The 20,872-nt window shown below is 72.8% G+C and carries 17 protein-coding genes; 8 read left to right on the top strand and 9 right to left on the bottom strand.

Going from position 1 to position 20,872, the window contains the following annotated elements; genetic code table 11:
* Positions 1-59: 59 nt before the first annotated feature.
* Genes ACSMTC_RS08920 through ACSMTC_RS08910 form a run of 3 tightly spaced genes read right to left on the bottom strand, consistent with a single transcriptional unit; the run spans position 60 to position 2,997 of the window.
* Positions 60-545: a copper chaperone PCu(A)C gene (locus ACSMTC_RS08920; protein ID WP_436559117.1), complete on the bottom strand. Its 486-nt coding sequence runs from the start codon at positions 543-545 to the stop codon at positions 60-62.
* On the bottom strand, positions 542-2,737 hold the full coding sequence (locus ACSMTC_RS08915; RefSeq protein WP_436564631.1) for a heavy metal translocating P-type ATPase: 2,196 nt from the start codon (positions 2,735-2,737) through the stop codon (positions 542-544). The genes ACSMTC_RS08920 and ACSMTC_RS08915 overlap by 4 nt, the downstream gene beginning before the upstream one ends.
* A 53-nt stretch (positions 2,738-2,790) precedes the next feature.
* Positions 2,791-2,997, bottom strand: a complete 207-nt coding sequence (locus tag ACSMTC_RS08910; protein ID WP_436559116.1) for a hypothetical protein — start codon at positions 2,995-2,997, stop codon at positions 2,791-2,793.
* Between the two features lie 311 nt (positions 2,998-3,308).
* Between ACSMTC_RS08910 and ACSMTC_RS08905 the strand changes: the two genes are divergently transcribed.
* On the top strand, positions 3,309-4,802 hold the full coding sequence (locus ACSMTC_RS08905) for a DUF2079 domain-containing protein (protein ID WP_436559115.1): 1,494 nt from the start codon (positions 3,309-3,311) through the stop codon (positions 4,800-4,802).
* A gap of 325 nt (positions 4,803-5,127) precedes the next feature.
* Here the strand turns inward: ACSMTC_RS08905 and ACSMTC_RS08900 are convergent, their stop codons facing one another.
* The 3 genes from ACSMTC_RS08900 to ACSMTC_RS08890 all read right to left on the bottom strand — a co-directional run bounded on the left by ACSMTC_RS08900 (position 5,128) and on the right by ACSMTC_RS08890 (position 8,404).
* Positions 5,128-5,889 carry a peptidylprolyl isomerase gene (locus ACSMTC_RS08900; protein WP_436559114.1) on the bottom strand — a complete coding sequence of 254 codons (762 nt, stop codon included), beginning with the start codon at positions 5,887-5,889 and terminating at the stop codon, positions 5,128-5,130.
* Positions 5,890-6,095: 206 nt separating this feature from the next.
* Positions 6,096-7,043: a hypothetical protein gene (locus ACSMTC_RS08895; RefSeq protein WP_436559113.1), complete on the bottom strand. Its 948-nt coding sequence runs from the start codon at positions 7,041-7,043 to the stop codon at positions 6,096-6,098.
* 194 nt (positions 7,044-7,237) lie between these two features.
* Positions 7,238-8,404, bottom strand: a complete 1,167-nt coding sequence (locus ACSMTC_RS08890; protein ID WP_436559112.1) for an MFS transporter — start codon at positions 8,402-8,404, stop codon at positions 7,238-7,240.
* Positions 8,405-8,477: 73 nt separating this feature from the next.
* Here ACSMTC_RS08890 and ACSMTC_RS08885 point away from each other — a divergent pair, with 73 nt between their 5' ends.
* Positions 8,478-9,236, top strand: a complete 759-nt coding sequence (locus ACSMTC_RS08885) for a DeoR/GlpR family DNA-binding transcription regulator (RefSeq protein WP_436559111.1) — start codon at positions 8,478-8,480, stop codon at positions 9,234-9,236.
* Positions 9,237-9,332: 96 nt separating this feature from the next.
* Here the strand turns inward: ACSMTC_RS08885 and ACSMTC_RS08880 are convergent, their stop codons facing one another.
* Positions 9,333-11,360 carry a CocE/NonD family hydrolase gene (locus tag ACSMTC_RS08880; protein ID WP_436559110.1) on the bottom strand — a complete coding sequence of 676 codons (2,028 nt, stop codon included), beginning with the start codon at positions 11,358-11,360 and terminating at the stop codon, positions 9,333-9,335.
* Positions 11,361-11,728: 368 nt separating this feature from the next.
* Here ACSMTC_RS08880 and nicT point away from each other — a divergent pair, with 368 nt between their 5' ends.
* Positions 11,729-12,841, top strand: coding sequence for a Nickel transporter NicT (gene nicT, locus ACSMTC_RS08875; RefSeq protein WP_436559109.1), 1,113 nt, complete (start codon positions 11,729-11,731; stop codon positions 12,839-12,841).
* A 117-nt stretch (positions 12,842-12,958) separates the two neighbouring features.
* Here the strand turns inward: nicT and ACSMTC_RS08870 are convergent, their stop codons facing one another.
* Entirely contained in the window at positions 12,959-13,882 is a 924-nt protein-coding gene (locus tag ACSMTC_RS08870) for an SGNH/GDSL hydrolase family protein (protein WP_436559108.1), read from the bottom strand.
* Positions 13,883-14,202: 320 nt separating this feature from the next.
* Between ACSMTC_RS08870 and ACSMTC_RS08865 the strand changes: the two genes are divergently transcribed.
* On the top strand, positions 14,203-15,858 hold the full coding sequence (locus ACSMTC_RS08865; protein WP_436559107.1) for an FAD-binding dehydrogenase: 1,656 nt from the start codon (positions 14,203-14,205) through the stop codon (positions 15,856-15,858).
* A 104-nt stretch (positions 15,859-15,962) separates the two neighbouring features.
* On the opposite strand, the gene ACSMTC_RS08860 is transcribed toward ACSMTC_RS08865, so the two are convergent.
* Positions 15,963-16,397 (bottom strand): CBS domain-containing protein, encoded by a 435-nt coding sequence (locus ACSMTC_RS08860; RefSeq protein ID WP_436559106.1) that lies wholly within the window; start codon positions 16,395-16,397, stop codon positions 15,963-15,965.
* Between the two features lie 471 nt (positions 16,398-16,868).
* On the opposite strand from ACSMTC_RS08860, the gene ACSMTC_RS08855 reads away from it, so the two are divergent.
* The 4 genes from ACSMTC_RS08855 to ACSMTC_RS08840 all read left to right on the top strand — a co-directional run bounded on the left by ACSMTC_RS08855 (position 16,869) and on the right by ACSMTC_RS08840 (position 20,846).
* Complete coding sequence (locus tag ACSMTC_RS08855) at positions 16,869-17,327, top strand: (2Fe-2S) ferredoxin domain-containing protein (RefSeq protein ID WP_436559105.1); 459 nt, start codon at positions 16,869-16,871, stop codon at positions 17,325-17,327.
* A 75-nt stretch (positions 17,328-17,402) separates the two neighbouring features.
* Positions 17,403-18,203 carry an aminotransferase class IV gene (locus ACSMTC_RS08850; RefSeq protein ID WP_436559104.1) on the top strand — a complete coding sequence of 267 codons (801 nt, stop codon included), beginning with the start codon at positions 17,403-17,405 and terminating at the stop codon, positions 18,201-18,203.
* 67 nt (positions 18,204-18,270) lie between these two features.
* On the top strand, positions 18,271-18,981 hold the full coding sequence (locus tag ACSMTC_RS08845; protein ID WP_436559103.1) for an MBL fold metallo-hydrolase: 711 nt from the start codon (positions 18,271-18,273) through the stop codon (positions 18,979-18,981).
* A gap of 209 nt (positions 18,982-19,190) precedes the next feature.
* On the top strand, positions 19,191-20,846 hold the full coding sequence (locus tag ACSMTC_RS08840; RefSeq protein WP_436559102.1) for a purple acid phosphatase family protein: 1,656 nt from the start codon (positions 19,191-19,193) through the stop codon (positions 20,844-20,846).
* Positions 20,847-20,872 lie beyond the last annotated feature (26 nt).

Raw genomic sequence — 20,872 nt, 5'->3', positions numbered from 1 at the left:
GCCCTCCCTCGTTCCGGGTTGTCCGCTCCACCGTACCCGGGACGGCCGGGCAGGCCTGGTCAGCCCGTGGACCGGTCCAGGAGGCCGGCGAGTTCGGCGGGGGTGACGGCCCGGGCGCGGACCGGCAGTTCGGGGCTGCGGCGGAAGTGCAGCGTGAACTCCACCCACTGCCCGGGGCGCAGCGCCGGCGGGTCGGATATCAGGATGTCCGCGCCCTCCGGCGACATGGCCAGCTCACCCCGGGCGGGCACGGTCACGGCCGGGGAGTAGGCCCAACTGCCGGTGGCGCCGGCCATCCGGTGCTCCTTCAGCGCCGGCCGGCCCGGGCGGTCCCAGCCGACTCCGGTCAGCTCGTCGGGTACGTCACCGGGATTGCGGACCGTGAAGAAGGCGGCGGTCGGTCCGCCGCCGGTCGGGACCAGGATCCAGCCCGGCTCGGCCCGCACCGGCCGGTCCCGGCCCGCGCCGCCGAACGCCGTCCAGCCGGACAGCAGGACCAGGGACGCGACGGCCGCCGCCAGGGGAGGGAGCGCGGCCCGCCTCATCGGGTCCTCCGGGCGGTGGTGTCGGCCCGGCCGGGGGCCGGCTGCCAGGTCCGCAGACGAAGGCTGTTGCCGACCACCAGGAGCGAGCTGGCCGACATGGCGACGGCCGCGAGCATCGGGTTGAGCAGGCCGAGGGCCGCCAGCGGCAGCAGGACGGCGTTGTAGCCGAAGGCCCAGAGGAGGTTGACCCGGATGGTGGCCAGGGTGCGCCGGGCCAGGCGTACCCCGTCGACGACCGCCTCGATGTCGCCGCGCACCAGGGTGAGCCCCGCCGCGCCGATCGCCGCGTCGGTGCCGGAGCCGAGCGCGATGCCCAGATCCGCCGAGGCCAGTGCGATCGCGTCGTTGACGCCGTCGCCGACCACCGCCACCGTGCGGCCCGCCGCGCGCAGTTCGGCGACCACCTCGGCCTTGCGCTCCGGTGAGGCGCCGGCGTGCACCTCGCCGATGCCCAGGTACTCGGCGACGGCGCGGGCCGCGCCCGGCCGGTCGCCGGTCAGCAGTACGGTCTCCAGGCCCATCCCGCGCAGCCGGTGCACCGCCCGGTAGCTGCCGGGCCGCAGCCGGTCGCCGACCAGCAGGACCGCCACCGCTCGGCCGTCCAGCTCCACCACGACGGCCGTCCGGCCGTCGGACTCGGCCCGGCCCAGGGCGTCCCGCAGTACCGGCGCCAGGCCCGAGGCGTCGTCAGGCCGTATGACCCGCACGCTCCGCCCGTCCACCGTGCCCTGGACGCCGACACCGGGAACGGCCGTGAAGCCGGCGGCCCCGGGCAGTTCGGACCCGCAGCGCCGGCGGGCCGCCGCGGCGACCGCGCGGCCGATCGGGTGCTCGGAGTGGTGCTCGACGGCCCCCGCGAGGCGCAGCACCTCGTCCGCCGCCTCACCGGGAACGGTGACGGTCTCGGTGAGCTCCATGTGTCCGCCGGTCAGGGTGCCGGTCTTGTCCAGGACCACGGTGTCGATCCGGCGCAGGCTCTCCAACACCTCGGGTCCCCGGACCAGGACGCCCAGTTCGGCGCCGCGCCCGGTCGCCGCGAGCAGGGCGGTCGGGGTGGCCAGCCCCAGTGCGCACGGGCAGGCGACCACCAGCACCGCCACCGCCGCCGTCACCGCCGCCTGCGGGTCGGCCCCGGCCCCGAGCCAGAAGCCCAGGACGCTCACGGCCACCGCCAGCACACAGGGGACGAACACCCCGGCGACGGTGTCCGCCAGCCGCTGGGCGCGCGCCTTGCCGGTCTGGGCCTCGGCCACCAGGGCGGTGATCCGGGCGAGCTGGGTGTCCGCGCCGACCGCCGTGGCCCGGACCAGCAGCGAGCCGCCCACGTTCACGGTCGCCCCGGCGACCCGGTCGCCCGGACCGACCTCGACCGGGACGCTCTCCCCGGTCAGCAGGCTCAGATCGAGCGCCGAACCGCCCTCCACGACCACACCGTCGGTGGCCACCTTCTCGCCCGGCCGGACCACGAACTCCTGCCCCGGCAGCAGCTGTTCGACCGGGATCAGCCGCTCACCCCCCGCGCCGCGGACGCAGACCTCCTTCGCCCCCAGCTCGGCCAGCGCCCGCAGTGCGGACCCGCTGCGCCGCCGTACCCGGCCCTCCAGCGTCCTGCCGCACAGAACGAACGCCGGAACGCCGACCGCCGCCTCCAGATAGACGTGCGCCGCGCCGCCGCCGGCGGTCAGCGAGACAGGCATCCGCATACCGAGCTCGCCCGCGCCGCCCAGGAACAGCGCGTACGCCGACCAGCCGAAGGAGGCCAGGACGCCCAGGCTCACCAGGGTGTCCATGGTGGCGGTGGCGTGCCGCAGCCCCTGCCAGGCGCGGCGGTGGAAGCCGTACGAGCCCCAGCCGACCACCGGCAGGGCGAGCGCGAAGCAGACCCACTGCCAGGCCCGGAACTGGAGCGATGGCACCATCGACAGCACGATGACCACACCCGCCAGCACGGCCGTCACCACCATGCGCGGCAGGTCCTCGGCCGGTTCGGCGGGGGTGGCGGCGGCGCCGTGGTCGGGAACGGGCTCTGCGGTGTAGCCGGCGCGTTCGACCGCCGCGACCAGCTCGGCCGTGCCGACCCCGGTCGGATGCACCACCCTGGCGCGGCCGGTGGCCAGGTTGACGCCCGCGGTCACACCCTCGATCCGGGCCAGCCGCTTCTCCACCCGGGCGACACAGGCCGCGCAGGTCATCCCGCCGACGGTCAGGTCCGTGGTGGTGAGTTCACCGGTCTCCAGGGGCGCGGTCACCGGCCCGCCCCCATGTCGTGCCCGTCCATGCCGGGCATCCGATCGCTCGGGCCGCCGGGGCCGCTGCTGCCCGGCGACAGGCCGGGGGCGACCGGCCCCGCGGCCCGGCCGGCCGCGAAGGCGCCGAGGAAGACGACGAGAAGGAGCAGGGCGAAGCCCAGCAGGAGGACGGAAGGGCGGGTGCCCGGTTCTGTTGCTGCCACACCACAGCAGTCGGACTGCGGGGCGCACGAGTTCCCGGGCAGGCGCGCCGGGGTGCGGCAACCGAGGGGAGCGGCGCCCGCGCACGAGGAGCGCTGGGCCGGATCGCGCTGCCAACCGCCATCGGGCGGAGGGGGGTTCGTGCCCCGGCGGCGGATGACCGGGCTCCACGGCGGCATGGCGGTCATATGACCTACGCGGTGAGCGCACGGCCATTGGAAGGAATCTGCCCGGCCGGAAAATGACGTCGAGTCAGCTATGTCCGATTACTGGCATCTTGAGGGGAAAACCGCAGACTCCGGAAGGCGAAGTCATGCAGGCACCCCCCGCCGGCGGCACCACGTCGGTACCGCAGCAGGCAGCCTCCGAGGGACGGCCGGCGCCCGAGCAGTCCCCCGGGCCGTCCCTCGAACGCGGCGCCCGACCCGCCTGGTGGATCTGGGCCATGGCCGCGGCGCTGTTCCTCGTCTACCTGCTGGTGTCCCTCCGCATCCACCAGCGGATCCGCTCCAACAGCTACGACCTGGGCATCTTCGAACAGGCCGTCCGCTCCTACGCGGCGGGCCACCTGCCGGTCTCCGAGCTGAAGGCGCCGGGCTTCCCCGTCCTCGGGGACCACTTCTCTCCGGTGCTCGCCCTGCTGGCCCCCTTCTACCGGCTGTGGCCGTCGGCGATGTGCCTGCTGGCGGCGCAGGCGGCGCTGATCGCCGCCAGTGTCCTTCCGCTGACCTGCTGGGCGCGCCGCACCCTGGGCTCGCCGGCCGCCGCGGTCGTCGGTCTGTGCTACGGGCTCTCCTGGGGCATCGCGAGCGGGGTCGGCTACGACTTCCACGAGGTGGCCTTCGCCGTTCCGCTGCTCGCCTGCTCACTGAGCGCGCTCGGGAGCGGCCGGCCGCGCGCCGCGGCGTACTGGGCGCTGCCGCTGCTGCTGGTGAAGGAGGACCTCGGGGTGACGGTGGCGGTGATCGGTCTGCTGATCGTCCGGCGCGGCGAGCGCAGGCTCGGGGCCGTCACCGCCGTGGCCGGTCTGACCGGGACGCTGCTGGGGGTGACCGTCCTGTCGCTCCTCAGTCCGGACGGGGTGATGGCCCACTGGTTCCTGCCCGGCAGCCCGGGAGGCGGCGGGGGCGGCATGGCGGATCTGCTGTTCAAGGGCACGATCGGCCTCATCACCCCGGAGACCAAGGTCACCACCCTGCTGCTGGTGCTGGCCCCGACCCTGTTCCTGGCGCTGCGCTCCCCGCTGCTGTGGGCCGCCCTGCCCACCCTGCTGTGGCGCTTCGCCTCGGGCAACGCCTTCCACTGGGGCACCGGCTTCCACTACTCGCTGGTGCTGATGCCGATCGTCTTCGCGGCCTTCGTCGACGCCCTGAACCGGCAATGCTCCCACCCGGCGGGCGTGCGCCGCCATCTCGCGGGCTGCGCCGCGATCAGCCTCCTGATCCTGCCGCAGTTCCCCTTCTGGCAGCTGGTCCAGCCGGCCACCTGGCGGACCGATCCCCGGGTCGCCGTGGCGCACCGCCTGATGGACCTCATCCCCGACGGGGCCACGGTCCAGGCCTCCACCTTCCTGGTGCCCCAGCTCACCGGCCGCACCAGCGTCAGCCTCTTCGGCTGGGGCGCGAGCCGGCCCAACCCCCAGTGGATCATGGTGGACACCCGGATGCCGTTGGACAAGCGGTGGCCGCTGAGCGTGGCGGACGAGCAGACCGCCCTGGGGCAGGCCCGCTCGCACGGGTACCGCACCGCCGCCGAGCAGGACGGCTTCGTACTGCTCAACCGCGCGGACAAGACCGCCCGGCGATAGGGAGCGTGGGTGAAGGAGGGGGTCCCCCCGGCCGAAGGCTGGGGGAGGGTCGAGAGCCGAGTCTGGGCGTGCATCGTGCGGGGGCACCCCCAGCCGCCAGGCTGGGGGAAGAGAGCGCAGCGGCGCTGCGCGCGACGAGGGATGTGCGTTCAAGGGCCCCTCGCCCCCAGCCTTCGGCCGGGGGTACCCCCGCCCGATGGCGGGCAAGGAGGGAGAGAGCTATCGGCACGCGACGCCGCGGGCCCTATTGCCGGTCGGTCTAAAGCGGCGCCGGAACAGGCGCGCGGGGTGCCGGCCACATCGGCCGGCACCCCGCGCGCTTCGGTCAACCGGTGCTCCGGGCCGGGGAGTCGGCCGCGTGCTGCCGTACCGTCACCGACTCGATGACGACCGGGTCCTTGGGCCTTCCGTCGGTCGATCCGTCCGCCGTCCCGTTCCCGGCGATCTCCTTCAGGACGTCCAGGCCGCTGGTGACCTTCCCGAAGGGGGTCCACTCGGACGGCATCCGGAGCTCGGGATCGGCGTAACTGATGAAGAACTGGCTGCCGTTCTGCCCGGGCACCACCTTGGACATCGCCACGGTGCCGGCGGGGTAGGCGGCGTCGGCCAGATTCTCGTCCCGGAAGAAGTACCCGGGGTCGGCGGCGCCCTGGCCGGTGGGGTCCCCGCAGTCCAGGACGAAGATTCCCTTGGTGGTCAGGCGGTGGCACCGGCTGCCGTCGAAGTACTTCTTCCCGGCGAGGAAGGCGAAGGAGTTGGTGGCGCACGGCGCACGGCCGGTCAGGGCCTCGAAGGTGACGGTTCCCCGGTTGGTGACCAGTGTGGCCGTGTACGGCCGGGCCGCGGCCGCGGCGTCGAAGGAGGGGAGCCGGGCGGACCCCCCGCTCCCGGTGGGCAGGTAGGAGCAGGCGGGCGGCGGTGGGGCCAGCGGCCCCGCGTCGGCGCTCTCGCCGGTCAGCAGGACCGCCGTCCAGGTCAGGGCGGCGCCGGCCGTGGTGACCGCGAGTGCCGTCGCGGCCGCCCTGACCGCGCGCCTGGTTCCCGTGGTGGTGGTTCTCGGCTTTCCTTGCCGATCGCTGTCGGACATCCGGGCCCCGATGCTGGTGAGTGGCTGTGGATCACGCGACATCGAGAGCGTATCCAGGCACTCGTGAATCGACGGGGCGACGGGCCGCCGGTGGAAATGGTGTGCAAATCGGCCTGGATGGCCGGGAATTGCCGGACACTCCCACGGTCCCCCCGCGGGCGGGTGGCCTCCCCCGCGGTCGAGGGGGAGGCCACCGTGGGCCGGCGTCAGCCGTGGGTCACGCACTTGTCGGCGCTGTTGGACCAGAGTCCCTGGAGGTCGAAGGTGCCGGTGCTGAGGGGGACGTACGCGTCGAGCTGGACGCAGGCGTCACCGATCTCACCGCCGCCGCCGTTCCAGCCGATGCTGGGCCAGAAGTCGGTGACGGTCTCGGCGTACTCGTGGGTCTCGGTCGACTCGATGCCCGAGAGCAGCCGGCCGTCCGTGAAGGTGGTGCAGGCGCCGGCGCCGCTGTCGGGGATGTACGGCAGATTGGTGTAGGCGAGCTTGCCGTAAGCGGTGGTCGTGTAGTCGTGCCAGGCGCAGAAGCCCGAGTTGGGGAAGCCGTCCGGGTGGGTGCCGGTGGGGGAGAGCACCACGTACTGGGCGTTGAGGTTGGGCGCCTGGGTGGTGTTGCCGAAGTGGGCGGCGGCCTTGCCGGCCTCGGAGGCGATCTGCGCGGCGGTCGCACTGCCCGGCGCGGCGGCGGACTTGTCGAACCAGACTCCGCCCAGCGGGGAGGAGCTCGGGTGGTTGACGTGGATTCCCTTGGTGCCGCAGGTGACGGTGCCCTTGGCGACGCCCTCGCAGTACTGGTCGAGGATGGTGCCCCAGGTGTCCTTGCCGCCGTAGAGGCCCTTGAACAGGCTCTGCATGTCGGTGGCCACCCCGGCGGGGTCCGAGGACCACTGCGAGCCCCAGAAGACCAGGTAGACCTTGGGGTTGGGGGAGACCACGCCCTGGCTGGCGCTGGAGCCGACCTGCAGGGTGTCGGCGGAGGCGGCGGCCGGCGCGAGCTGCCCGGTGCGGTGGGCCAGCGGCTTGACGCCGTAGTGGGCGGCGTCCGGGGCCGGCTGCGCCTCGGCGGTGGCGGCGGCGAGCGAGGTGGTGCCGAGCGCGGCCAGGGCCACCGCGGCCAGGGCGTGGGCGGCGGCCTTGAGCGGGCGAATGCGCATGCGTCTGCTCCTGGGTGAGGGGGTGGGGAGGGGCGGAACTGCGTGCGATCTGAGCGCCGACACCCAATCAGCTCAGGTTCCGGTCCGTCCATAGGTTGGGATGACGCTACGCAAAGATTTTGCTGTGCTTATGCCAAAGGCCTTGGCGGATACAGCTGTTGATGTGCACCGCCGTGGCCGGTCGGGGAGCCAGGTCAGTCGGCCGTCCCGGGCGCGGGGCGCAGCAGGCGGGCCGCGCCGGCCGCCGTGGCGCAGAAGGCGACCGGGAGGAAGAAGGCGAGGTTGAGCGGGATGAAGTGGGTCAGTGGTCCGATGACGGCGGGACCGGCGAGCATGCCGAGGTAGCCGAGGCCGGCCACCCGGGAGACGTTGGCACCCGCCGCTTCCCGGTCGAAGTGGCCTGCCGCGCTGAAGAGTTGCGGGATGCAGCCGGAGAGGCCCAGGCCGAAGAGGGTCCAGCCGAGCAGGGCGAGCGGGATCCAGGGGGAGAGCGCGGCCGCCGTCAGGCCGAGCGCGGCCAGCGCGGCGCCGTGGCGGACCACGGCGGCCGGGCCGATGCGGCCGGCGACCCGGTCGGTGAGCAGGCGTCCGGTGGTCATGGCGGTGGCGAAGGCGCCGTACGCGAGGGCGGCGGTGGCGGCGGGCGCGTCCAGCACGTCCCGCAGGTGGAGTGCGCTCCAGTCGTTGGCCACTCCCTCGCAGAGCATGAGCATCAGCGCGAGGGCGGCCAGCGCCCAGATCCGTGGTGGCGTCCCGCGCCGGGTGCCTGCGGGGGAGTGTCCGGCGGGCTCGGCGGGAGCGGGCTCGGGAGGCAGCAGCGCGGGCGCGGCGAGTGCCGCGACGGCGAGGCCTGACAGGCTCACCCCGGCGAGCGTCGCCGTGGCACTCCAGCCCCGGCTCAGGGCCTGGGCACCGGCCAGTGCGGCGAGGACGCCGCCGATCGAGAACGCCCCGTGGAAGGCGGACATGACCGGCCGCCCGTAGCCGCGCTCGACCTGGACGGCATGGGTGTTCATGCTGACGTCCAGGCAGCCGTTGCCGAAGCCGAGCACCAGCAGTGCCGCGCCCAGCGTCCAGGCCCGCCCGGCCAGCGCCGGCAGGATCAGCGCCGCACTGCACAGCGCCGCGCTCGGCGGTACGACCGCGCGGGCGCCGAAGCGGTCGGCGAGCGGACCGGCCAGCTGCATGCCCGCGAAGGCTCCGCCGCCGAGCAGCAGCAGGAGCCAGCCGAGTACGGCGTGGCTGATGCCGACCCGGTGCTCGACGGTGGGGATGTGCACGATCCACATGCCCATGACGAAGCCGTTGAGCGTGAAGAAGGCGAAGGTGGCCAGCCGGGCGGTCCGCAGCGTTCTCTCCATGTCTGCGAACATATCGAACATCTTTCGTGTTCGAAAGCTTGAGGAAAGAACAGCGCTGGTGTTCAATCGGACCATGGCGAGTACGGATCGACTGCGGCAGATCACCGAGGCGGTACGCGGACGCGGACAGCTGAGCGTGGCGGAGCTGGCCGGCCTCACCGGCGCGTCGGAGATGACCATCCGGCGCGACCTGGAGGTCCTGGCCGACCAGGGGGTGCTGGAGCGCTACCGGGGCGGGGCCAGGAGTCTGCTGCTGCGCGGCGAGGAGCCCCCGTTCGCGCTGCGGGCGCAGGAGGGGCCGGAGGCCAAGCGGCGGATCGCCGTCGAGGTGGCCGCACTGATCGCCGACGGCGAGTCGGTGGTCCTCGACAGCGGCACCACCTGCCTGGAGGTGGCCCGTGCCCTGCGCGAGCGTCGGCTGACCGTCATGCCGATGTCCCTGCACGCGGTCAACGCGCTGGTCGGAGCCCCTCGGCTGAAGCTGCTGCTGCCCGGCGGGGAGCCGCGCCCCGGTGAGCTCGGTCTGACGGGCCCGCTGGCCGAGGCCTCGCTGGCCGCACTGCGCTTCGACACCGCGGTCATCGGCTGCTGCGGGCTCAACGCCGCGGACGGGCTGACCGCCTACGACCTGGCCGACGCCGCGGTCAAGCGGGCCGCCATCGCCTCGGCCCGCCGTGTCATCGCCGTCGCGGACGCCGCCAAGCTCTCCCGCACCGCGCTCGCCCATGTCGTCCCGGCCGCCGCCCTGCACGCCGTGATCACCGATGACACGGCCCCGGACGAGGAGACGGCGGCCCTCCGCGCGGCGGGTGTCACCGTCCGGACCGTCTGAACCGCCGGGGGCGCGGCGATCGCGCGGACGGACGGCCACCGCGGTGCGAGGCCGTCCGCGCGCTTCCCCGGACCTTGGGGCCGCCGCCCCACTGGCTCACGAGGCGGTACGCGGGACCCTGTGCTCCCAGTCGCGTTCGAAGACGACCGAACCGCCCTCCAGTGCGCTCAGGTGGCTGTGGGCCGTGAAGTGCGTTGCGTCGCAGGTGATTTCGGAGCGGGAGCGGACGGTGACGTCCCAGCCGAGGTCCGGGCGCTCCAGGCGGATCGTCCAGTCCGAGCGGGTCGCCGCGCTGAGCGGGTCGTCGCGCAGGATCCGGTACGCCTCCACCGCGTGCTCGTCATGGACCAGCCCGTCCGGATAGATGCGCGAGCCGCCCTGGTCGGGGTAGTCCTCAAGGCGCCACTCCCCGGTGGCGAGGTCGTGGACCACCTGCCGCTCGGGCCGCGCGACGAGCGGCTCGGCGATGTGCACGTCCAGGCCGACCGCCTGCTCGGCCGCCTCGAAGGCGACCGGCGCGGCGGCGTCGGAGACCGGACGGCGCACCGGAAGCCCCAGCACGCTGTGCCCGGGGTCCACCTCGAACCCGCCCGCCCAGGGCTGCGGCCACACCCACGGCCAGTACGCGGAGGACAGCGCCAGCCTGATCCGGTGCCCGGCCGGAAACGCGTGCGCGATCCCGGCCAGCTCGAAGCCGACGTCCTCCACGGCCCCCGGCGTCCACTCCGCCACATCGTCGAAGCCGTGGCGCGCCGTCAGGCTGAGCACCCCGCGGGTGACCAGCGTGGAGGACCCGTCCGGCGCCACGTCGCAGAGCCGGGCGACCACCTGCCCGTGCCGGCCGTCGCACCGCACCCGCAGCCGCAGTCGCGCCCGGCCGAGGATCTCGACCGGATCGGGCAGCGGCGGAGAGTCGAAGCAGACCGAGCGTCCGTCCTCCTCGCGCTGGTCGGGCGGCAGGTCGGCGGCCTTCCCGCGCGGGAGGAACCGTCCGGCGTCGATCCCGGTGTGCTGCGGTGAACGGACGTGGACGAAGCGGTCGTCGGACGGCGTCCCGGCCGTCCGCAGCGCCTCGTCCAGGCCGTAGTGGATCTCCTGCACGTCGGGCGACGGCCAGGACCCCTCGCCCACCCACCGCCCCGGGCGGTTGGCGTAGAGCGTGGCGGGCGGCACCGACTCGTTCATCCAGCTGCGCAGCGCGGGCTCCCTCATCACCCCGGTGTCGATGTCCCTGAGCCAGTGGTCCCACCAGCGCAGCGTCTCCTGGAGGAAGCCGATCGCCGGGCCGGGCGGCAGACCGAGGTCGGGGTACTGGTGCGACCACGGGCCGATGATCCCGCGCACGGGCGCGTCCAGGTGCTCCACCAGTCGCAGCACGGTGTCCCGGTACGGGTCGGCCCAGCCGCCGACGGCCAGTACGGCGGCCTCGATCGCGCCGTAGTCCTCGCGGACGCTGCCGTGCCGCCAGTGGCCGTCCCGGATCTGGTGCTCCAGCCAGGGGTGGATCAGCGGTTCCACCGCTTCCAGCCGTTCCAGCCACATCCGCCGCCAGTCGTCCCCGACGTACCGGGGGTCCGGCGGCCGTCCGGTGAAGGCCAGCATGGCGGCCGACCGGGAGTGCGCGCCCACCGCCAGCAGCGAGCCGCCGACGTGGTGGACGTCGTTGTCGTAGCGGTCGTCGGTGGCGCAGACGGTCACCACGGCCTTCAGTGCCTCGGGGGCCCTGGCCGCGATCTGCAGGCCGGCGCAGCCGCCCCAGCCGAGCCCGAGCATCCCCACCCTGCCGGAGCACCACGGCTGCGCGGCCAGCCACTCCACCACGGCGACACCGTCGGCGGTCTCCTGTTCGGAGTACTGGTCACCGGGCAGCCCGCCCGAGTTGCCGTGTCCCCGGATGTCGACCCGGACGCTCGCGTAGCCGTGCCCGGCGTACCAGGGGTGGCGCTGGGCGTCACGCGGCGCGGTCCAGTCACCGAGCCGGTACGGCAGGTACTCCAGCAGCGCGGGTACCGGTTCCCCGGTCACCGGCCGCCAGATCCGGGCGAACAGCTCCACGCCGTCCGCGAGCGGGATGCGCCGGTCCTCGCGGACGGTGGAGTACGGGTACGAGGCGGGGTGCTGCATGGCGGGGCCTCCCGAGGGGTCAGTGTCCACATCGTCCGGCGAGCGGAACTAGACAATAGTGGACACTTCGCCACATTCCATGACAGGCGGTGGCCGGTCCGCGGTGGCCCGGGCCGGTCGGGGAGCGGCCGTCAGTTCGCCTCGGCGCCCCGGGTGGTGGCGCCCGGGGCGGTCGCGGCGTTCCCGGTGGCCGCGGAACTCCCCCGCCCGGCGGCCGTTCGCGAACGGAAGTGCCGGCCGGGGTTCGGTGGGGGAAATCCCGGCTACTGTGCGGTCCGCCAGCAGTTGCACATGACTTGCAAATACGCACCGGTAGGGGGAAGGATGACCCAGCTCAACCGCGCTGTCACTCGGAGAGGACCCCTTTCATGTCTGCGCCAAGCCGTCTGCGTGGCCGGCTCACCCGGGACGAATGGATCCGCCTCGCCGGTATGGGGGGCTTCGTCCTCGCGCTGCACGTCATCGGCTGGTTCACCGTGCTCGCGGTGATCGCCCCCAGGCACTACGACGTCGGCGGCCAGGTCTTCGGCGCCGGGATGGGCCTGACCGCCTACACCCTGGGCATGCGCCACGCCTTCGACGCCGACCACATCGCGGCCATCGACAACACCACCCGCAAGCTGATGGGGCAGGGCAAGCGGCCGCTCTCGGTCGGCTTCTGGTTCTCGCTCGGGCACTCCTCGATCGTCTTCGGCCTCTGCGCCCTGCTCGCCTTCGGCATCCGCTCGCTGGCCGGGCAGGTCGAGGCCGATGACTCCAACCTGCACCAGGTCACCAGCCTGATCGGCACCAGCGTCTCCGGCACCTTCCTGCTGCTGATCGGCCTGATCAACCTCGGCGCGTTCAACGGCATCCTCAAGGTCTTCCGCGGGATGCGGCAGGGCGAGTTCGACGAGGCCGAGCTGGAGAAGCAGCTCGACAAGCGCGGCTTCCTGAACCGCATCCTCGGCCGGGTCACCAGGGCCGTCACCAAGCCCTGGCACATGTACCCGGTCGGCCTGCTCTTCGGTCTCGGCTTCGACACCGCGACCGAGGTCTCGCTCCTGGTCCTGGCCGGCGGCGCGGCGGCGTTCTCGCTGCCCTGGTACGCCCTGCTGGTGCTGCCCGTCCTGTTCGCGGCGGGGATGAGCCTGCTCGACACCATCGACGGCTCGTTCATGAACTTCGCCTACGAGTGGGCCTTCTCCAAGCCGGTCCGCAAGATCTACTACAACCTCACCGTCACCGGACTGTCCGTGCTGGTCGCCCTGGTGATCGGCCTGGTCGAACTGATCGGCCTGCTCGGCGAGAAGTTCGACATCACCACCGGCCCGATCGGCTGGATCGCCTCCCTCGACCTCAACCTGGTCGGCTACGCCATCGTCGGCCTCTTCGTGGTCACCTGGGCCGGGGCGCTCGCCTTCTGGAAGTTCGGCAAGGTCGAGCAGAAGTGGTCCGCCGGCGTGCGCGAGCCGGTCCCGGCGGCCAGCGAGACCGAGTAGGGCGGCCCCACGGTGCGGGGAAGCCGCACCGCCTGGCCGGCTCCTTCGCCGTGATGACGAGCGGGTGGGCCCGGGAGAGATCTCCCGGGCCCACCCGCTCGTCGGTTTGTGGCCCCGTCAGCGGCCGAGCGCCGCCAGTACAGCCTTGGCCATCACCCGTTCGCCGGTCGCGTTGGGGTGGAAGGGCACGGCGGGGGAGCCGGGGAGGGCGCCCTCGATCCAGCGGTCGGTGGAGCAGGCGTCATGGCCCTTGGTGGGGGTGAAGGTGTCCACGTAGGTGGCGCCGTTGGCGGCGGCGGTGGTGGCGAGCATGGTGTTGAGCTTGCCCAGGATGCCGTGCAGGTAGGCGACGTCGCCGGTGGTGACGGGCTGGCGGCCGAGGCAGTCGCGTTCGTTGTCGGGCAGGACGGCGGGGTAACCCACCAGCAGGACCTTGGCGTTGGGGGCCTTGGTGTGGATCCGCCGGAGGGTGTCGGCCAGTTGCGGGGCGGCGGCGTTGATGCGGTCGACCAGGGTGTCCTCGCCGTACTGCCAGGACCAGGTGGTGAAGTCCCAGTGGCCGTCGGCGTAGTGGTCGTGGCAGGGGGTGCCGAACGGGTTGATCACCGCGCCGGCGATGCAGGTGGCGATGACGTCGCCGATGCCGATGTCGGAGGTGCCCAGGTCGTTGCCGCCGATGCCGAGGGTGACCAGGTCGGTGTCGGCCTTCACCGCGTCGAGCTGGGGGTCGTTGACCCGGATGAAGAGGTCGTACTGGGGTGAGGTCATCGCCTTGATCTTGGCGGCCGCGCAGGTCACGTCGGTGTAGCCGGTGGTGCCGAGGGCGGAGGCGACCAGGTGTCCGTAGTTGTGGTCGGAGCGCAGGCAGAGCCCGGCGGACTGGCCTGGTACCCCGGCCCCTGCGGCGTAGGAGTCGCCGAGTGCCACGTAGTTGAGGCCGGTGGAGGCATGGGCGGCCGGAGCGCCGAAGGCGGTGAGCGCGGCGGCTGCGAGAACACCGCTGATCAGGGCGGATGTGCGCTTCAGGGCATGGCGGAGCACGGGTTCCTCCTGGGGGAGAGAAACAGGGGGTCGGGTGGGGGCGGCCGGCGCTGGGGATGTTTCCGGCTACCGCTTGGTAAGTTACTGACGCGTTAACAGATTGTCCAGATATTCAACCGGATGGATTCCTGAATCCCCGTCGGGAAATCACCGAATTTCGCTCCGAGGTGGAGCGGATATCTAATTCGGATACGCCGTGGAGCGAAAAGCGCCGAGGGCTTGTTACCGACCGGTTGACCGGCGGCGGCCCAGGGCGCAGGATCGGACCACCCGGCCCCACCCGCCTGCTGGGCCCCAGCCGATCTCCGGAGGATCGCCGCATGGCACTGGACGCCGACGTCATCGTCATCGGAGCCGGACTGGCGGGCCTGGTGGCGACCGCCGAACTCGCCGACGCCGGACGGAAGGTGATCCTGCTCGACCAGGAGCCCAGGGCCTCGCTCGGCGGCCAGGCGCACTGGTCCTTCGGCGGCCTCTTCCTGGTGGACTCGCCCGAGCAGCGCCGGATGCGGATCCGCGACTCGCACCAACTCGCCTGGCAGGACTGGCTCGGAACGGCCGGCTTCGACCGCACCGAGGACCACTGGCCGCGCCGCTGGGCCGAGGCGTACGTCGACTTCGCGGCGGGTGAGAAGCGCAACTGGCTGCGCGCGCAGGGGATCCGGTTCTTCCCGGTGGTCGGCTGGGCCGAGCGCGGCGGGCTGCTGGCCAGCGGCCCGGGCAACTCGGTGCCCCGCTTCCACATCACCTGGGGGACCGGTCCGGGTGTCGTGGAGCCGTTCGCCAGAAGGGTGTTGGCGGCCGCCGCCCGGGGGCGGGTGGACCTGCGCTTCCGCCACCGGGTCACCGCGCTGTCGGCGAGCGCCGGGGTGACGGACACCGTCGGCGGCGAGGTGCTGGCGCCGAGCGACGTCGCGCGCGGCGAGGCCAGTTCACGCGAGGTGGCGGGGAGTTTCGAGCTGCGCGCGCAGGCGGTGATCGTCGCCTCGGGTGGTATCGGCGGCAACCACGACCTGGTCCGCAAGGCATGGCCCGCACGGCTCGGCACGCCGCCGGAGCGGATGCTCTCCGGTGTGCCCGCGCATGTGGACGGCCTGATGCTGGAGATCGCGGGTGCGGCCGGCGGCCGTCTGATCAACGGTGACCGGATGTGGCACTACACCGAGGGCATCCGGAACTGGAACCCGATCTGGCCGAGCCACGGCATCCGGATCCTGCCCGGCCCCTCCTCGCTCTGGCTGGACGCCCGCGGAAAGCGCCTTCCCGTACCGCTGTTCCCGGGCTTCGACACCCTGGGCACGCTCGAACACATCATGACCACCGGCTACGACCACACCTGGTTCGTGCTCACCCAGAAGATCATCGAGAAGGAGTTCGCCCTCTCCGGTTCCGAGCAGAACCCCGACCTCACCGGCCGCAGCGTCAGGGACGTCCTCGGCCGGGCGCGGTCGGGCGCGCAGGGGCCGGTCGAGGCGTTCAAGCGCAACGGCGTGGACTTCGTGGTCGCCCGCACCCTGTCCGAACTGGTGCGGGGGATGAACGCGAAGACGGACCAGCCCCTCATCGAGGAGGCCGAACTGCGCCGCGAGATCGAGGCGCGCGACCGCGAGATGGCCAACCCGTTCAGCAAGGACCTCCAGGTGACGGCCATCCACGGCGCCCGCCGCTACCTGGGCGACCGGCTGACCCGCACCGCGGCGCCGCACCGCCTGCTCGACCCGAAGGCGGGTCCGCTGATAGCCGTACGGCTCAACATCCTCACCCGCAAGTCGCTCGGCGGGCTGGAGACCGACCTCTCGGCACGGGTGCTGCGAGCGGACGGCACGCCGCTGGACGGCGTGTACGCGGTGGGGGAGGCGGCGGGCTTCGGCGGCGGTGGCGTGCACGGCTACCGCTCCCTGGAGGGGACCTTCCTCGGCGGCTGCCTGTTCTCCGGCCGGATCGCCGGACGGGCGGCCGCCCGCGCCACGGTGTGACGCCCTGGGGACACCGGCGGGCCGCCGGGGCGGCGCGCAGCGAAAGAGCGTCACCCGGCGCGGCCGAACGGGCCTTCGGGTGACGCTCCCGGCGGGCGGTGCCGTCAGCGGTTCACGTAGACGCTGTCCATGAAGTCCATGATCTGCTTGTCCGTGAGACGCTGGCCCTCGCGGTGGCCCATGGCCAGGTCGGCCTCGCTGATCATGCCGACCAGCCGCTCGTTCTCGATCACCGGGATGCGGCGGATCTGGTGCTGCTCCATCTTCTTCAGCACCGTGTCCATGTCGTCGTCGGCGCGGACGCAGTGCAGATGGCCGGCCAGGTCCATGGCCCTCATCTTGGCCGGGTCCTTGCCCTCGGCGATACATCGGACGACGATGTCCCGGTCGGTGATGATGCCTTTGAGCTTCTGGTCGGTGCCGCAGATGGGCAGGGCGCCGACGCCCTTGTCACGCATGAGCTTGGCGGCCTTGTCCAGGGTCTCGTCGGCGTTGATGCACTGGGCTCCGGCGTGCATGACGTCACGTGCTGTGATCACGGTTTAATCCTCCTCGGTCGCTCCGCCCCGGCGGCAGCGCCGTTCGCAACCGCTGGAGACGCGGGCGGAGTCTGGCGATGTGGTCACCATAAGCACCGGCGCGCCGGACCGCGCGGCGAAGCGGACGGGGGAGAGCCGGTCGCTCCGGCGCTCACCGACGACCGGGCCGGAGGCCGGCGGCACCGCGCTGGTCCGTCCCGGTGAACGGGACGGCGCCGGCGGCCGGGCGCTCCGCGGTCCCGGCGGGGCTGCCCGCTCCGCCGTCACCGGCGGGCCGGGCGGCCGGTGGGGCAGAATCTGGTGCTCGTGGGGGGCTTCGTCGCCGCTCCGGTGACCTGGTACCCGGCCGGCGCGCTGCCGTGTGCCGACCGGCGTCGCCGGGCACGGGGAGTCCACCGCGATCGTCGGTCTCAACGGCCTGCGGCCACCGCGCGACCCGGCGTGGCGGCGGGCCCTGTCGGAAGGAAACTGATGGCTCGTCGCAGCACCCGTAGGGAATCCGCCGCCCAGGCCGCACCCGGCACCGGCAAGGGCGCCGGGGGCGCGAAGGCCTCCGGCGCCGAAGCGGGCTGCACCGTGACGGTCTGCCGGGGCTGCTGCTGCGGGACCACGGCCAGGCACCCGGATGTGGACCACGGGGCGCAGCTGGTACGGCTGCGTGAGGGCGTCGGCGAGGCCGGCCGGGTACGGGCGGTGCCGTGCCTGGACGCCTGCGACCACTCCAATGTGGTCGTGGTCAGCCCCTCGCCGGCCGGACGGCTGGCGGGCGGCCGCCCGGTCTGGCTGGGCTGGGTACTGGCCGACGACATGCTGGACGAGATAACCGAATGGGTAAGGGCCGGTGGCCCCGGCATCGCCGAACCGCCCGGCACCCTCGACCTCCAGGAGTTCGCGGTCTCCCGCCGCGTCCGTGAAGGCCTGCGCGACTGACACCGGGCAGGGCCCCGCACCCCGGAGGCGGCCGCCCGGCGCCTCGGTCCACGGCGAGCTGCCATGATTGGCCGCATGGCAGACCAGGACGCACCCGGCACGGCGGAGTTGGACGGAAGGCCGGTGAGCCCGGCGGAGCTCCAGACGCTGGCGCTCACCAACTACGGCCACTACACGACCATGCTGGTCGAGGACGGCCGGGTGCGTGGCCTGCCACTGCACCTGGAGCGGCTGGCCCGCGACTGCCGTACGGTCTTCGAGACCGAGCTGGACCTCGGCCGGGTACGGGAGTTCGCCCGCCGGGTGGTCCCGGCCACCGGTGCGGTGGTGGTCCGGGTGACCGTCTTCGACCCGGCGTTGGACATCGGCACGATCGGGTCCCCCGCCGAACCGCGGCTGCTGGTGACCGCCCGCCCGGCGGGCGGTCCGGGGCCGCTGCCGCCGCTGCGGGTGCGCTCGGTGACCCATCGCAGGGATCTGCCCGAAGTGAAGAGCGTCGCCCTGTTCGGCTCGCTCTGGCGCCGCCGCCAGGCACAGCGGGCGGGTTTCGACGACGTGCTGTTCGTGGACGGCGAGCGCGGGATCTCCGAGGGCGGCACCTGGAACATCGGGTTCGTCAGCGGCCGCCAGGTGGTCTGGCCGGAGGCCGACCACCTGGCGGGGATCACGATGGAACTGCTGCGGGGGCTCCACCCCTGCCGGTCGGAGCGGGTCGGTCTGGCGGAGGCGGCGGGTTTCGAAGCCGCGTTCGCGACCAACGCGGCCGTCGGAGTCCGGGCCGTGAGCGCGCTGGACGGGCTGCTCTTCCCGGCCGGACACCCGGTGATCGAGGAGCTGCGCGCGCGGTACACGGCACTGCCGGGTGATCCGCTGTGAGCTGATCCGGTGCGCTCACAGCGAAGTTGGGTCGCCAACGGGGTCGCCGCGATGAAGGATCGACGGCATGGAGACCATCGAGATCCTTCCAGGACGGCTGTACCAGCTGGGTTTTGAGATCGGTTGCGTCTATCTCTGGTGCGATCCGGTTGAGTTGACGCTGATCGACACCGGGGTGGCCGGCTCGGGGCCGGCGATCGCGGAGGCGATCCGGGGGCTCGGGCGCGATCCGGGCGAGCTGCGCCGGGTGCTGCTGACCCACTGCCACGAGGACCACACGGGTTCGGCGGCCGAGATCGGCGGCTGGAACGAGGGCCTGGTCCAGGTGATGGCGCACCGGATGGACGCGCCGGTGATCCGGGGCGACCAGCCGATGCTGCTGCCGGTGTTCGACGACGCCCCGGCGTGGGAGCGCGAACTCTGGGCGGCCAAGCCCGATCTGCCGGCGGTTCCGCCCGCGCGGGTGGACGTCGAGCTGTCCGAGGGCGATGCGGTCGGGTTCGGCGGCGGGGCGAGAGTGGTGGCGGTGCCGGGGCACACGGACGGGAGCGCCGCGTTCTACCTGCCCGGCCCGCGGGTGCTGTTCACCGGGGACGCGGTGGCCAACGTCGCCGGGCGGACCATGCTCGGGGTCTTCAACCGGGACCGGGCGCGGGCGATCGAGTCCCTCCACCGGCTGGCGGGGCTGGACGCGCGGGTGGCGGTCTTCGGCCACGGTGAGCCGATCACCAGCGGCGCCGCCGCCGCGCTGAGGGCCGCGGCGGCGGACACCGTCTGAGAGCGGAGACGGTCGCCGCTCCGGGGGAAGCCGAAGCCGTCGGTCAAATCCGGGTCACGCGACCGTCAATCAGTTCCCATGCGCCACCGGGCAGTCACCCGTTCTTTGCGAACACTTGGTCGAAACTTGCGGTCCGGAACATCGACACGCCAGTGATCGTTCACCGGATGTCCGTGTGCGCGCCATCCGCCGCTGCGAATCTCCACGCCATGGATATCCCACGCATGGGCGTGCCCGAGAAGCTCGCCGACCGGATGAGCATGGCCGAGCAGCACGAGTACCTGCGCAGCAGGTTCTCCCGTCGCAGGGCGCTGCGGATGGGCGCCGTGACGGTCGGGGCGGTCGCCGTCGGCGGGGCGCTGGGCGGCACCGCCTTCGCCGCCCCCGCGACCCCGGGCCTGCTCGCGGCGGGCGCCACGGCCGGCATCGACGGCTCGATGGTGGCCCCGATCGGCCGCCACCTGGCCTTCGGCGCCGAGCCGGACACCCAGTTCCGGATCTCCTGGCAGGTCCCGGCCCCGGTCAAGCGGCCGTTCCTGCGTTTCGGCAAGCACCCGTGGTCGCTCGGCCACAAGGTCCAGGCGGAGGTGCGCGCCCTGCACACCCCGGCGCTGACCCCGACCGGCACCCCGGTCGACCAGTACTACCTGCACGTCTCGCTGGACGACCTCGACCCGGACACCACCTACTACTACGGTGTCGGCCACGACGGTTTCGACCCGGCCTCGCAGCAGGCCATCTCCACCCTGAGCACCTTCCACACCGCGCCGAGCCGCCACTGGCGCCGGGGCAGGCCGTACGCGCCGTTCACCTTCACCGCCTTCGGTGACCAGGGCGTCAGCTCGCACGCCGCCGGGAACGACCACGTCATCCTGGCCCAGAAGCCGGCCTTCCACCTGCACGCGGGCGACATCTGCTACGCCGACCCGATGGGCCAGGGCCAGGACTCGGACAAGGTCGCGTACAACGCCAGGACCTGGGACGCCTTCCTGGCCCAGACCGAGACCGTCGCCTCGAAGATCCCGTGGATGGTCTCCTACGGCAACCACGACATGGAGGCCTGGTACTCGCACAACGGGTACGGCGGCGAGAACGCCCGGTTCTACCTGCCCGAGAACGGCCCGGACCCGCGCAAGGCCCCCGGGGTCTACGCCTTCAAGTACGGCAACGTCGGTGTCGTCTCGCTGGACGCCAACGACGTCTCCTACGAGATCCCGGCCAACCTCGGCCTCACCGCGGGCAAGCAGACCAGGTGGCTGGACCGTAAGCTGCGCGAGCTGCGCGCGGACGACGGCATCGACTTCATCGTGGTCTTCTTCCACCACTGCGCCTTCTCCACCACCCACCAGCACGCCTCCGAGGGCGGTGTCCGCGAGGCCTGGGTGCCGCTGTTCGAGAAGTACCGGGTGGACCTGGTGATCAACGGTCACAACCACGTCTACGAGCGCACCGACGCGATCCTCGGCAACAAGGTCTCCAGGGCCGTGCCGAGCGGCGAGACCATCGAGCCCGCCAAGGACGGCATCGTCTACGTCACCGCGGGTGCCGCCGGCCGCAGCCTCTACAACTTCGACTACCCCGACACCTACGAGGGCCACGAGCACCGCGTCGACGAGGTCAAGACCTTCCACTTCGCCAAGGGCGGCGTGAAGGTGGACGAGACCGTGCAGTGGTCCCGGGTCCGCTACACCGGCTACTCCTTCATCAAGGTGGACGTCACCCCGGCCCACCCCGGCCGCAAGTCCTCGATGAAGGTCACCGCCCTGGCCGAGGACGGTACGCGGATCGACCACTACACCATCCTGCGCAAGGCCGGCGACTGCTGGGACGACGAGGACGGCGACGGCCGCCGGCCGCGCGGCTGAGCCGCTGACGCCGACGGCGTCGCCCC

It is taken from the genome of Kitasatospora sp. HPM-01-4, from assembly GCF_051374625.1.
Taxonomy (GTDB): Bacteria; Actinomycetota; Actinomycetes; order Streptomycetales; family Streptomycetaceae; genus Kitasatospora.
Note: the sequence above shows the minus strand (reverse complement) of the source record. Positions and strands in the feature narration are given on the sequence as shown.

Bases quoted from the DNA above. Each gene is read 5' to 3' on its own strand.
- ACSMTC_RS08920 (WP_436559117.1), bottom strand. From the start codon at position 545: ATGAGGCGGGCCGCGCTCCCTCCCCTGGCGGCGGCCGTCGCGTCCCTG.
- ACSMTC_RS08915 (WP_436564631.1), bottom strand. From the start codon at position 2,737: ATGACCTGCGCGGCCTGTGTCGCCCGGGTGGAGAAGCGGCTGGCCCGG.
- ACSMTC_RS08905 (WP_436559115.1), top strand. From the start codon at position 3,309: ATGCAGGCACCCCCCGCCGGCGGCACCACGTCGGTACCGCAGCAGGCA.
- ACSMTC_RS08900 (WP_436559114.1), bottom strand. From the start codon at position 5,889: ATGTCCGACAGCGATCGGCAAGGAAAGCCGAGAACCACCACCACGGGA.
- ACSMTC_RS08895 (WP_436559113.1), bottom strand. From the start codon at position 7,043: ATGCGCATTCGCCCGCTCAAGGCCGCCGCCCACGCCCTGGCCGCGGTG.
- ACSMTC_RS08890 (WP_436559112.1), bottom strand. From the start codon at position 8,404: ATGGAGAGAACGCTGCGGACCGCCCGGCTGGCCACCTTCGCCTTCTTC.
- ACSMTC_RS08885 (WP_436559111.1), top strand. From the start codon at position 8,478: ATGGCGAGTACGGATCGACTGCGGCAGATCACCGAGGCGGTACGCGGA.
- ACSMTC_RS08880 (WP_436559110.1), bottom strand. From the start codon at position 11,360: ATGCAGCACCCCGCCTCGTACCCGTACTCCACCGTCCGCGAGGACCGG.
- nicT (WP_436559109.1), top strand. From the start codon at position 11,729: ATGTCTGCGCCAAGCCGTCTGCGTGGCCGGCTCACCCGGGACGAATGG.
- ACSMTC_RS08865 (WP_436559107.1), top strand. From the start codon at position 14,203: ATGGCACTGGACGCCGACGTCATCGTCATCGGAGCCGGACTGGCGGGC.
- ACSMTC_RS08855 (WP_436559105.1), top strand. From the start codon at position 16,869: ATGGCTCGTCGCAGCACCCGTAGGGAATCCGCCGCCCAGGCCGCACCC.
- ACSMTC_RS08850 (WP_436559104.1), top strand. From the start codon at position 17,403: ATGGCAGACCAGGACGCACCCGGCACGGCGGAGTTGGACGGAAGGCCG.
- ACSMTC_RS08845 (WP_436559103.1), top strand. From the start codon at position 18,271: ATGGAGACCATCGAGATCCTTCCAGGACGGCTGTACCAGCTGGGTTTT.
- ACSMTC_RS08840 (WP_436559102.1), top strand. From the start codon at position 19,191: ATGGATATCCCACGCATGGGCGTGCCCGAGAAGCTCGCCGACCGGATG.